Origin of the sequence: Streptomyces violascens, from assembly GCF_014649955.1 — a bacterium.
Taxonomy (GTDB): Bacteria; Actinomycetota; Actinomycetes; order Streptomycetales; family Streptomycetaceae; genus Streptomyces; species Streptomyces violascens.
Genome location: NZ_BMUA01000019.1, coordinates 135,443 through 147,184 on the forward strand (window position 1 = coordinate 135,443; position 11,742 = coordinate 147,184).

Below are 11,742 nucleotides of genomic sequence, written 5' to 3' on the forward strand. Positions count from 1 at the left end.
CGTACGGTGTGCGTCGGGACGGTTCTTCTCGGGGGTTCGGGGCTCAGGAGGGCAGCAGCACAAGCGTCCCGGCGTACAGGACGGTGAGGATGCCCGCCGTGGCCAGTGCGCGTGGCCAGGTGGCTCCCGCGAGGGCCCGGGCGGCCCACAGGAGCGCACCGAAGAGCAGCGCAAGCCAGGCATCGGGACGCATCAACGCCGGTACGGCATCGGCGAGTTGGGCACCTTCGAAGAAGGCAAGGATGCCCTGTCCGGCCAGCTTGGCGAGGACGTACAGGCCCCAGGCGAGGGTGAACGTCCGGCGCGCGCCGGTGAAGTCGAACGTGGCTCGGCCGGGGGTGCGCCACCGCAGGGCCAGCGCGCCGAGCACCCCGAAGAGCACGCCGAGCACGCCGATCGTCACCAGGTTGGCCAGGGTCGCGGTGCTCCACCCGATGGCCGTGCCGATCCCGACCGCGCCGTTCGGCGCGTCGGGCAGGCGGACCTGGAGACGCGCCCGGATCTCGCCCCACAGCGGTACGCAGAAGGCGGCGGTGCAGAGCAGCAGCAGCGCGATGCCGAGCGCATGGGCGCGTCTGGTCGGGAGCCGGTCCGACGGCCCGCCCGCGTCCGACAGCATGGCCGCCGCCCCGCCGAAGTCGCTGTTGTAGGCCGGAAGTTGGGCACCTCCCGGCGTACGTCCTATGTGCTCACCCATGTCTCCACTCCCGCAGCTACGACAAGACCTGCCAGCGACACCGCCCAGAGCCGGGCGGCATCGACGATCTGGGACCACCACTCGGTACGGCCGATCGGCCGGCCGAGGCCGGAACGGGCCCAGGTCACCAGCGGCACCAGACCCGCGCCGGCGGCGACCGCCACAGCCGCCAGCTCCAGCGGCATGTGCGGCAGCAGATGCCGGAGAACCCCCTCGCCGCCGAGGGCCGGGGCCGCCTGGCCCCAGCTGTGACCGGCGAGCGCACCGGTGACCAGGGCCACCGGCACCGTGGCCAGACCGGCCGTGACGACGCCGAGGAACAGGGCGCCGGAAACGCCGACGTTCCTGAGCAGGATCGACCGGAAGAGCTCCAAGTCGCCGTCCTGCCGGACCCGGGTCAACGCGCTCGCGTCCGTCGGCGCGTTGAACCAGCCGACGCCGAACGCCGTGAACCAGAGCACCGCGCCGCACAAAAGGCTCGGCCATTGCCGGCGCAGGAGGCCGGCCGTCGTCCTCATTGCGTTTCCCGCCCCGTTGTTGCTTTACCGAATGAATAACCCTTGAGTGGCCCGTGACCGCCGGGATTCCACTGGTCCGAATCCCGGCGGCACATGAATGCACATCAGGCGACGAATGCCTTGCGGCCGCCGCGCTTGATGGCCTGCTTGGCCGCCCACATGAGAGCGCCGCCGATGGCCAGACCACCGGAGGCCAGGCCGATCGCGGAGGCGATGTCCATGCCCGCCATGATCGACTGCCAGGCGGCCGAGGCCGCGTCGTTGCTCATCTTGAAGGAGCTCTTGAGGAAGAACGGCGCGGCGACGGCGGCGACCATGAAGGCGCCGAAGACGGCCGAGCCGACGGCGGCCGCGGGCATGACGCGACGGATGGTCGAACGGTTCATGAGGTGGGGATTCCTTCCCGGAGGCTATGGATGATCCGGGCGCGGATGCCGCGCTGCGCACCGTCCCGTGCGCCGCTCCGGCGTCCCGGGCGGCACCTTTGATCTTGCCGTCCGTGATCGACTTCTTCCATTGCCTCTTAGGGCATTGCCCTAAGAGGCAATGGAATCCTGGGTCAGAGCTTCGCGATGCTGGACGGACACCAAGGTCGCCTCAAGTCTGGAGTCGAGGTCGAGTTTGCGTACGACGCTCGTGATGTGGGCCTTGACCGTGCGCTCGGCGATGCCGAGGCGCCGGGCGAGCGCCCGGTTCGGCTCGGCCTGGGCGAGGTTGCGCAGGACCTCTCGTTCCCGGCAGGTCAGCCGGTCCAGCTTTCTGGTGTCGAATTCCGCCACGCTCATTGCTTCAACTCCCCCTGTCGGTTCCCCGCGCCGCTGCCCGGGGTCGATGGGGGCGGCGCAACAGAAAGAGCCGGACGACGCTGTTCGTGCCAGTCCTGGTCGGGACCACCGCTACGCCGTCCGGCTTGCTGACTTGACCTGAAGTTTACCTATTCGGTCGGAATTTGCGAGCTGTGCGTGGTCTGACTCACATTTCCCTTCGGGAAACTTCACGGCCCAACGGGCGGGGTGTCCGGGTGGGTTGACCGGCTCAGCCGCGGCGGCGGCGCAGGAGGAGGAAGCCGCCTGCCGCGGCGCTTGCGGTGGATACCGCGGCCAGGGCTTGGGGGGCTACGGAGTTGTCCGACGGGCCCCGGGTGGCCGGCGCCGGAATTGTGGGGTCGCCGCCGTGGCCGTGGTGGGCCACGGTGGAGTGGGGGGCGTCCGCGGTCATCCTCTGCTCCGACGGCGCCGCGGCGGCCTTCGCGGTGCCGCCGTACACCACGTCCGAGCAGCTGTAGAACGCCTCCGGGCTGTCGTCGCGCTGCCAGACCTTGTAGATGACGTGGCGGCCGGTGCGGGCCGGCAGCGTACCGGTGAAGTTGTAGTAGCCGTCGGTCGCCGTTCTGGAGGTCTGGTAGGTGGCGACGGGGGTGTCGTCCAGGTCGGACCACTTCAGCGGCTTGGTCGGGTCGAAGCCCTGCTTGGTGATGTACACCGTCATCGTGCCCGAATGCGCCGCCGTCACCCGGAACTTGAAGTCGAACCGCCCCGCCGCGACGCCGGTGGACGGCCAGTCGGTACGGGCCCAGTCGAGCGCCCGGTACTTGTCCCGGTTCGCCGAGCACAGCTTGCCGTCTGGGATGAGCTGGCGGGACTGGCCGTTGGCGTTGGCGATGTTCACCTCGTTCCAGTCGTACAGCGGCTGGGTGCCCGAGTCGGCGACGAGGTCCTTGCACACCTGCGACACCGGGTGCTCCGGGCCTTCGGCGTAACAGGCGGCGATCCGGCTGACCGGGTTGAACATGGCTCCGTGCGCGGAGGCGGGCGTCGGGGTGAGGGTGAGGAGCGTCAGGGAGGTCGCCCCGAGGACACCCAGGGACGCTGCGGTACGCCGTGCGGACATGCGAGTGCTCCTTGATCGTGGGGAGGCGGGGCGACTGCGGCGGTTCGCGGGCGCGCCAAGTCGCCCTCTGGTGGCGGTAGTTGAGAGACTGGCATTGGTCTGGACCAAGCCGCAAGAGGTGTGCGGCTACCTGTCCGCCCGGGGAGGGCGGGGGGTCGTCGCCCGGGGTCGCGCGCCGTCCCCTGCACCCCTTTCGGGGCTCCGCCCCGGACCCCGCACCTCGCCGAACCGCACCTCCACCCCGCACCCCGCCGAACCGCAATCGCCCCCGGAACCACGCGGCGGCATCGGGACAGCCGGGCCCGGGACGTTTGGCCCGGGTGGGTGGACAGTAGAGTGCGGCTCCGTCCCCCGCGCGCTCACACCGAGGTACCCACCGTGACCCCCCACCCCCCCAACCCCCTCCCCGACGTCACCGTCATCGGGATCGGGGCCGACGGGTGGGACGGGCTCGCTCCCGCCTCGCGGGACGCGCTCGGCGCCGCCCAGGTCGTCATCGGCGGGGCCCGGCAGCTCGCTCTGCTGCCCGAAGCGTGCGGCGCACAACGAGTTGCCTGGCCCACCCCGCTCCGGGCCGCCGTTCCCGTACTCCTCGAAGCGCACCGCGGGCGCCGCGTCGCCGTGCTCGCCAGCGGTGATCCCATGTTCTACGGCATCGGGCGCACCCTCACCGAGGTCCTCGGCGCCCCGCCCCGCGTTCTGCCGCACCCCTCCTCCCTCTCCTACGCCTGCGCCCGCCTCGGCTGGGTCGTCGAGGAGACCGAGGTCGTCACCGTCGTCGGGCGGCCGCTCGCCCGGATCGCCGCCGCCCTCCACGACGGGCGTCGGCTCCTCGTGCTCAGCGCCGGTGCCGACACCCCCGCCGACGTCGCCGCGCTCCTGCGCGACCGCGCGTTCGGGCCCAGCCGGATGCGCGTGCTCGAACGGCTCGGGGCGAAAGACGAGCGCTGCGTCGAGGGGGTCGCCGACGGGTGGGACCTCCCGCCCGGCGACGCGCTCAACGTCATCGCCGTCGACTGCCTCCGCCGCCCCGACGCGCTGCGCCTCGGTGCCGTACCGGGGCTGCCGGACGCTGCGTACGAGCACGACGGGCAGCTCACCAAGAGGCACATCCGCGCCGCCACCCTCGGCGCGCTCGCGCCCGCGCCCGGCGAACTCCTCTGGGACGTCGGCGGCGGCTCCGGCTCCATCGCGGTCGAGTGGATGCGTACGCACCCCTCCTGCCGGGCCTTCACGGTCGAGCGCGACCCCGTACGGGCCGACCGCATCGCCCGCAACGCCGACCGGCTCGGCGTGCCCGCACTGCGCGTCGTCACCGGCGCCGCCCCGGCCGCGCTGGCCGAACTCCCCACCCCAGACGCCGTGTTCATCGGCGGCGGGCTCACCGCACCCGGGCTCCTCGCAGCCTGCTGGGACGCGCTTCCCGTCGGCGGACGGCTCGTCGCCAACACCGTCACCCTGGAGTCCGAGGCGCTGCTCGCCGAGTGGTACCGGCGGCACGGCGGCGAACTCGTACGGCTCGCGGTCGCGCACGCCGTTCCGGTCGGCGGGTTCACCGGGTGGCGGCAGGCCATGCCCGTCACGCAGTGGTGCGTGACCAAGTCCTCCGGTCCGATCGACCTCGACCTCGACCTTTCATCAGGAGCAGCCACATGACCGTGTACTTCATCGGCGCGGGGCCCGGCGCCGCCGACCTGATCACGGTGCGCGGCGCCCGTACGCTCGCCTCCTGCCAAGTCTGCCTGTACGCGGGCAGCCTCGTCCCGCGCGAACTCCTCGCGGAGTGCCCCGAGGGGGCCCGCCTCGTGGACACCGCGCAGCTCAACCTGGACGAGATCGTCGGGGAGTTGGTACGCGCCCACGAGGCCGGGCAGGACGTGGCCCGGCTGCACTCCGGGGACCCGTCCGTGTTCAGCGCCGTCGCCGAGCAGATGCGGCGGCTCGACGCGGCCGGGGTCCCCTACGAGGTCGTGCCGGGGGTGCCCGCGTTCGCCGCCGCCGCGGCTGCCCTCAAGCGGGAGCTCACCGTGCCCACGGTCGGCCAGACCGTCATCCTGACCCGCATCGCCCAGCGGGCCACGGCCATGCCGGAGGGGGAGGACCTCGCGACGCTGGGGCGCAGCGGCGCGCTGCTTGTTCTGCACCTGGCCACGGGGTATGTCGACCGGGTCGTCGAGGAGTTGCTGCCGCATTACGGGGCGGACTGTCCTGCGGCGGTGGTCGCCTTTGCCTCGCGGCCCGAGGAGCTCGTTCTGCGCGGGACGCTGGCCGACATCGCGGGGCAGGTGAAGGAGGCGGGGGTTGTGCGCACCGCTGTGATTCTGGTGGGGCGCGTGCTGGGGGCGTCAGGGTTCAGGGACAGCCACCTGTATTCGGCGGACCGGCACCGCTGCTGAGGGGCCGCCCTCCGGCCGGGGGTTGCCGGGGGCTCTGCCCCCCCGGCCCCCGCTCCTCAAACGCCGGAGGGGCTTGTTTGGTTGGCCGCGGGCCGTGCGTGGTTGCTCGCGCAGTTCCCCGCGCCCCTAGCAGGGTTGACGCTGTCCCAGCACCGACATCTTCAGCCCGTCATGGGGGTCCCCCCTGGCCCTTGAGGCCTTGGGGGAGTTTGAGGGCGGCGCCCTTGAGGCGCGAACGGGGTCCGGGGCGGGAGCCCCAGCACCTCCCGTCTCGCGGGGCGTCACGGCCCGGCCGGGTCGCTTCGGCCCACCACCGTTCCCGCGCGGTCGATGCAGATCACATCCACCACCACCGGCGCCCCCCGCAGCACCCCCAGCGCCTCGTCCCGCGCCCGGGACGCCACCAGGTCGCCCAGCGGGACCCCTGCCGCCGTGCACAGCTGCAGGGCCGCCAGGCCGGTGTTGGCCTGCTCCACCTCCGCCGCCAACGACTCCGCCGCGCCGCCCTCGCGCGCCAGGTCCGCCAGGAACTGCTTGTTCACTTGGGAGCGGGCCGAGTGCAGGTCCAGGTGGCCCGCCGCCAGTTTCGAGAGTTTGGCGAAGCCGCCGCAGATCGTCAGGCGGTCCACCGGATGGCGGCGTACGTACTTCAGGACCGCGCCCGCGAAGTCCCCCATGTCCAGGAGCGCGTCCTCGGGCAGGCCGTACTCCGTCACCACCGTCTTCTCCGACGTCGAGCCCGTGCACCCCGCCACATGGGTACGGCCCGCCGCCCTCGCCACGTCCACGCCCCGCCGGATCGAGTCGATCCACGCCGAGCAGGAGTACGGGACGACGATGCCCGTCGTGCCCAGGATCGACAGGCCGCCCAGGATGCCCAGGCGCGGGTTCCACGTCGAGCGGGCGATCTCCTCTCCGTGGTCCACGGAGATGGTCACCTCGACGTCGCCCGTCGCGCCGTGCCGGCCCGCCACCAGCGCCACATGGTCTCGCATCATCTCGCGCGGGACCGGGTTGATCGCCGGTTCGCCCACCGGCAGCGGCAGGCCCGGCAGGGTGATCGTGCCCACCCCCTCGCCCGCCCGGAACACCACTCCGGAGCCCGGCGGAAGCAGCCGTACCGTCGAGCGGATCAGGGCGCCGTGCGTCACGTCCGGGTCGTCGCCCGCGTCTTTCACCACCGCCGCCATCGCGTGGCCGGCCGCCAGTTCCTCCGCGGCCAGCGCGAACGCCGGGGTCTGGCCGCGCGGCAGCGTGATCGTCACCGGGTCGGGGAACTCGCCGGTCAGCAGCGCGGTGTACGCGGCCGTCGTCGCCGCCGTCGCGCAGGCACCGGTCGTCCAGCCGGGGCGCAGCCCGGTGTGCTTGAGTTGGGCACCGCGTCCGCCCTTCGCCTCACTCATCGCCCACGGTCCTGCCCGCCCTGCTCACGCCCTCGGCCTCACTCACGAACGGAATCCGATCCTGTGCACGTCTTGATTCTGGGGGGTACGGGCGAGGCCCGTCGGCTGGCGGGGCTGCTGCACGGCGCCGAGGTCGCCGGGCTGCGCGTGACCAGTTCGCTCGCGGGGCGGGTCGCCGCGCCCCGGATGCCGGACGGGGAGGTCCGCGTCGGCGGATTCGGCGGTGTCGACGGGCTCACGCAGTGGCTGCGTACGCACGAGGTGGACGCGCTCATCGACGCCACCCACCCCTTCGCCCGGACCATCAGTTTCAACGCGGCGGCCGCCGCGGCCGCAGCCCATGTTCCCCTGCTCGCGCTGCGCCGGCCCGGCTGGGTCCCCGGCGAAGGCGACCGCTGGCACCCGGCGGACTCCCTGGACGAGGCCGCTGCCCTGCTCCCCGCCCTCGGCCGCCGCGTCTTCCTCACCACCGGACGCATGGGCCTCGCCGCCTTCGCCCATCTCGATGAGCTGTGGTTCCTGATGAGGTCGGTGGACGCGCCCGAGCCGCCCTGTCCGGTACGGATGGAAGTGCTGCTCGACCGCGGGCCCTTCACGCTCGAAGGGGAGCGGGAGGTGTTGCGGCGCGCTGCCATCGACGTGCTCGTCACCAAGGACAGCGGGGGCGCCGCCACCTCGCCCAAGCTCACCGCCGCCCGCGAGGCGGGGATCCCCGTCGTCGTCGTGCGGCGGCCTCCCGTGCCGGACGGGGTCGCCCTGGCGGCCACCCCGGAGGAGGCGGCCGCCTGGGTCCGTCAGTTCTCCGGGTAGCGGCGCGGGGTCCAGACGATCTCCTCGCCGTCCCCGCGCCGTACGGTCCGGGTCTGCGAGGAGCCGATCAGCAGGATCGTCCGCATGTCGACCTCGGCCGGCTCCAGGTCGGCCAGGCGCACGATGCGGACCCGCTCGGCGGGGCCGCCCACGTCCCGGGCGACCACGACCGGGGTGTCCGGCGTCCGGTGCTCCAGGAGCAGCTCGCGGGCCTTGGCGACCTGCCAGGTGCGGCTGGCGGAGCCGGGGTTGTAGAGCGCGAGGACGAGATCGGCGGAGGCCGCCGCGTGCAGGCGCTCCGCGATGACCTCCCAGGGCTTGAGCCGGTCGGACAGCGAGATCGTCGCGTAGTCGTGGCCGAGCGGGGCGCCCGCGCGGGCGGCGGCCGCGTTGGCCGCGGTCACTCCCGGCAGGACCCGCACGGGGACGTCCGCGTACTCCGGCTGCGAGGCCACCTCGAGGACGGCGGTGGCCATCGCGAAGATGCCCGGGTCACCACCCGAGACGACCGCGACTCGCCTTCCCCGCACGGCCAGTTGGAGTGCGAACTCGGCGCGCTCCGACTCCACCTTGTTGTCCGAGCCGTGCCGCCGCTGGCCGGGGCGCTCCGGCACCCGGTCCACGTACGTCGTGTAGCCGACCACGTCGTCGGCGGCGGCGAGCGCGCCCCGCGTCTCGGGGGTCAGCCACAGCGGGCCCGCCGGACCGGTGCCGACGACCACGACCTCGCCGCGCTCGCGCTCCGGCACGGTGGCGTCGATGCGGCTGGGGAGCACCGCGACGGAGAAGTAGGGCACCGACTCGGCGTCGATGTCCGCGAGTTGGCCCGTGCGCTCGCCTTCCATCGTGGCGCGCTCCACATACCGGGCCTCGTCCAGACGGCCCGAACGCTCCAGCGCCCGGCGCACCTTGGTGAACGTACGGCCCAGCTTCATCACCACCGCCGAGTCCGTCGCGGCCAGGCGCGCGGTGAGCTCCTCCTCCGGCAGCGTGCCGGGCAGGATCGTCAGCACCTCCTCGGCCTCCACCAGCGGCTCCCCGAGCCGGGCGGCCGCGGCGCTCACCGAGGTCACCCCGGGGATCACCTCGGTCGGGTAGCGGTGCGCGAGCCGCTTGTGCATGTGCTGGTACGAGCCGTAGAAGAGCGGGTCGCCCTCGGCGAGCACGGCGACCGTGCGGCCCGCGTCGAGGTGCTCGGCGAGCCGGGCCGAGGCCTCCTCGTAGAAGTCGTTCAGGGCGCCCCGGTAGCCGCCGGGGTGGTCGGTGGTCTCCACGGTGAGCGGATAGACCAGCTTCTCCTCGATGTGGTCGGCTCGGATGTGCTTCGCCGCGATCGAGCGCGCTATGGACCGGCCGTGCCGCGCCGAGTGGTACGCCACCACGTCCGCCTCGGCGATGGCTTCCACCGCGCGTACGGTCATGAGGGAGGGGTCACCGGGCCCGAGCCCGACCCCGTAAAGACGCCCCGGGTTGTTGTTCTTCTCGTTCATTCCGTCTCGCTCGCGATCGCGTTGAGTGCGGCCGCGGCGATCGCGCTGCCGCCGCGCCGGCCCCGTACCACCAGGTGTTCCAGGCCCGAGGGGTGCGCGGCGAGCGCGTCCTTGGACTCGGCGGCGCCTATGAAGCCGACCGGTACGCCGATGACGGCGGCCGGCCGCGGCGCGCCCTCCTCGATCATTTCGAGCAGCCGGAACAGGGCGGTGGGCGCGTTGCCGACGGCCACCACCGCGCCGTCGAGGCGGTCGCGCCACAGTTCCAGGGCGGCGGCGCTGCGCGTCGTGCCCATCTTCGCGGCGAGCTCGGGCACCGACGGGTCGGCCAGCGTGCACAGGACCTCGTTGTCGGCGGGCAGCCGCTTGCGGGTCACCCCGCTGGCCACCATCCGCGCGTCGCACAGGATCGGCGCGCCCGCGCGCAGCGCCTCGCGAGCCCGGGCCACGACGCCGGGCGTCCAGCCGAGGTCGCGGGTCAGGTCCGTCATGCCGCAGGCGTGGATCATGCGGACCGCGACCTGGCTCACGTCGGCGGGCAGGCCGGTGAGGTCCGCCTCGGCGCGGATCGTGGCGAAGGACTGGCGGTAGATCTCCGCGCCGTCCTTCTCGTAGTCGAACACTGTCACTGTGCGCTCGCTCATCTCGTCGTTGTCCCTGTTCCCGTTCCGGTTCCCGTCGCCTGCGTGCGGGCCGTCTCTGGTGCCGCCGTGCCCCGTGCCGCAGCCACGGCAATCGCCAACTCGCCGTCCCCCAGCGGTACTTGGCGTTCCCCGGCACCCCGTACCGCCACCGTGTAGTGGCCGTCGGGGGTGGCCGTCACGTCCACCCAGTCGCCGTGCGGGTGGCCGCAGCGGCGTTCGCAGCCCGACCAGTAGACCGGCAGCACGCCCGGCCCCGGCAGGGCGTCCCGGCGTACGTCGGCCAGCGCCTTGGCGCAGCCGGGGCGGCCGGTGCACGCGCCGACCCCGGCCCACGGGGCGTCGGGGGTGGTGGTGAACCCGGCGTCGTGGAGCCGGCGCAGCTTCTCGCGGGCCGCGCGCTCGTCGAACCCGGGGAGGACGAATCCGCGCCACGGGGTGATCCTGACCTCGCCGCCGGGGCCGGCGAGCGCCCGTAGCTGGGTGCTGGTCACGCGGCCGAGTACGGGGGCCACGATCACGGCGTACGTTCCGTCGGGGGCGGCCGCGGTGCCGGGTGCCGGGGCGGTCGCGTGCGCGTCCGGTACGGGGGCGGGCTCGGCCGGGATGCCCGCGTCGGCCAGGGTGCGTGCGAGGGCGACCTCGTGGCCCGGGGGGAGTTCGCGTACGCGCCAGGCGCCGGTGCCCGCGGCGGCCGCGGTGGCGAGGAAGGCGCGGGCGGCTTCCAGCGCCGCGCGGGGGGCGTCGGCCGCGGCCACCCCGACGGTGCTTGCCCCGACCCGTACGACCGCTCTGCCCTCCGCCTGTGCGAGCAAGGTCACATCGGCGCCGAGGCCGGCGACGTCGCCGCGGCCGTCGTCCAGGGCGAACAGGAAGCGGCCCGAGAGTGCGGGCGTCCAGTCCTGGGCGCACAGGAGAGCGTCCAGTTCGCGCAGCCAGGGGTGCAGGGTGCCGTGGCCCCGGCCGTCGAGGCCGGCCAGCGGCGAAGCGACGATGTTGCGGATCCGCTCGTGCCGCTCGGAGGGCAACAGGGCGGTGTGGCGCAGCAGTTCGGCGAGGCCCGTGCCGCAGGTGTCGCCGATGCCGCGCAACTCGGCGTTGCCGCGGGAGGTGATGCCGAGGTGGCCGTCGCCGTACCGCTCGGCTGCGGCGGCCAGCGCGTCGACCTGACGGTTCGTCAAAATCCCGCCGGGGAGCCGGAGCCGGGCCAGCCTGCCGTCGTCTGCGGTGTGCAGGCGGAGGGCGCCGGGGCAGGCGTCGTCGCGGTCCCGTACGACGGGGGCGGGGCGGGCGGGGGCCCCGGCGGCATCCCGGGCCGTCGCCGGGGCGCCGTGCACGACAGCTCCCAAGGGGTCCGCGATGCGGGGTTTGCCCTGGTTGGGGGGTGTTGTGGAGGGGGGCGGCATGGCGGCGAGCATACCCACGAGCGAGGCGGTGGCCACCCTGGTGGCTCTTCCCCACCCCGCCCCTTCCCGAGACCCTCCGGGGGTGGTGAAGTGTGCGGCTCGTCCTCCTGGGGCTCCGCCCCAGACCCCGTTCGCGCCTCAAGGGCGCTCGTCCTCAAACGCCGGACGGGCTGAAATGCCCGATGTGGGTCAGCACAGATCCCGCCAGGGGCGCGGGGAACTGCGCGAGCAGCACGCACGGCCCGCAGTCGAAAAGCGGGTTTAAGGGGCGCGGGGAACTGCGCGACCAGCCACGCACGGTCCGCAGGTTGACGGGCGGACGGGCGTCGGGGTCCGGGCCGCAGGCCCGGGGGAGCTCGCATCGCACCCTGCCAGGGGCGCGGGGTTGTGACACGTGCGGCTCCGCCGCGTGGGCGCGACCAGCCACAGACGGCCCGCACCGAACCCCACCTCCCGCGGAGGCGCCCCGCACCGAACCCCACCTCCCGCGG

At 73.5% G+C, this 11,742-nt stretch carries 12 protein-coding genes; 3 read left to right on the forward strand and 9 right to left on the reverse strand.

Annotated features, from left to right (window positions below; translation table 11 throughout):
• Positions 1-43 precede the first annotated feature (43 nt).
• The 5 genes from IE206_RS29990 to IE206_RS30010 all read right to left on the reverse strand — a co-directional run bounded on the left by IE206_RS29990 (position 44) and on the right by IE206_RS30010 (position 3,105).
• Positions 44-697: a hypothetical protein gene (locus tag IE206_RS29990; protein WP_189967557.1), complete on the reverse strand. Its 654-nt coding sequence runs from the start codon at positions 695-697 to the stop codon at positions 44-46.
• Positions 682-1,215, reverse strand: coding sequence for a stage II sporulation protein M (locus IE206_RS29995; protein ID WP_189967558.1), 534 nt, complete (start codon positions 1,213-1,215; stop codon positions 682-684). The genes IE206_RS29990 and IE206_RS29995 overlap by 16 nt, the downstream gene beginning before the upstream one ends.
• A gap of 104 nt (positions 1,216-1,319) precedes the next feature.
• Positions 1,320-1,601, reverse strand: a complete 282-nt coding sequence (locus IE206_RS30000) for a hypothetical protein (protein WP_189967560.1) — start codon at positions 1,599-1,601, stop codon at positions 1,320-1,322.
• A 150-nt stretch (positions 1,602-1,751) separates the two neighbouring features.
• Positions 1,752-2,000 (reverse strand): LuxR C-terminal-related transcriptional regulator, encoded by a 249-nt coding sequence (locus IE206_RS30005; protein ID WP_189967562.1) that lies wholly within the window; start codon positions 1,998-2,000, stop codon positions 1,752-1,754.
• A gap of 250 nt (positions 2,001-2,250) precedes the next feature.
• Positions 2,251-3,105, reverse strand: coding sequence for a lytic polysaccharide monooxygenase auxiliary activity family 9 protein (locus IE206_RS30010; RefSeq protein ID WP_189967564.1), 855 nt, complete (start codon positions 3,103-3,105; stop codon positions 2,251-2,253).
• A gap of 378 nt (positions 3,106-3,483) precedes the next feature.
• On the opposite strand from IE206_RS30010, the gene cbiE reads away from it, so the two are divergent.
• On the forward strand, positions 3,484-4,761 hold the full coding sequence (gene cbiE, locus IE206_RS30015) for a precorrin-6y C5,15-methyltransferase (decarboxylating) subunit CbiE (protein WP_189967566.1): 1,278 nt from the start codon (positions 3,484-3,486) through the stop codon (positions 4,759-4,761).
• Positions 4,758-5,501, forward strand: a complete 744-nt coding sequence (gene cobM / locus IE206_RS30020) for a precorrin-4 C(11)-methyltransferase (protein WP_189967569.1) — start codon at positions 4,758-4,760, stop codon at positions 5,499-5,501. The genes cbiE and cobM overlap by 4 nt, the downstream gene beginning before the upstream one ends.
• Before the next feature lie 281 nt (positions 5,502-5,782).
• Here the strand turns inward: cobM and IE206_RS30025 are convergent, their stop codons facing one another.
• Entirely contained in the window at positions 5,783-6,904 is a 1,122-nt protein-coding gene (locus IE206_RS30025; protein WP_189967572.1) for a cobalt-precorrin-5B (C(1))-methyltransferase, read from the reverse strand.
• Between the two features lie 63 nt (positions 6,905-6,967).
• Between IE206_RS30025 and IE206_RS30030 the strand changes: the two genes are divergently transcribed.
• Positions 6,968-7,714, forward strand: coding sequence for a cobalt-precorrin-6A reductase (locus tag IE206_RS30030; protein ID WP_189967573.1), 747 nt, complete (start codon positions 6,968-6,970; stop codon positions 7,712-7,714).
• Here the strand turns inward: IE206_RS30030 and IE206_RS30035 are convergent.
• The 3 genes from IE206_RS30035 to IE206_RS30045 are packed head-to-tail and all read right to left on the reverse strand — an operon-like array spanning position 7,699 to position 11,251.
• Positions 7,699-9,204, reverse strand: coding sequence for a precorrin-2 C(20)-methyltransferase (locus IE206_RS30035; RefSeq protein ID WP_189967575.1), 1,506 nt, complete (start codon positions 9,202-9,204; stop codon positions 7,699-7,701). The genes IE206_RS30030 and IE206_RS30035 overlap by 16 nt on opposite strands.
• Positions 9,201-9,848: a precorrin-8X methylmutase gene (locus IE206_RS30040; protein ID WP_189967578.1), complete on the reverse strand. Its 648-nt coding sequence runs from the start codon at positions 9,846-9,848 to the stop codon at positions 9,201-9,203. Before IE206_RS30040 ends, IE206_RS30035 begins: the two co-directional genes overlap by 4 nt.
• On the reverse strand, positions 9,845-11,251 hold the full coding sequence (locus tag IE206_RS30045) for a ferredoxin-like domain-containing protein (RefSeq protein ID WP_226600149.1): 1,407 nt from the start codon (positions 11,249-11,251) through the stop codon (positions 9,845-9,847). Before IE206_RS30045 ends, IE206_RS30040 begins: the two co-directional genes overlap by 4 nt.
• Positions 11,252-11,742 lie beyond the last annotated feature (491 nt).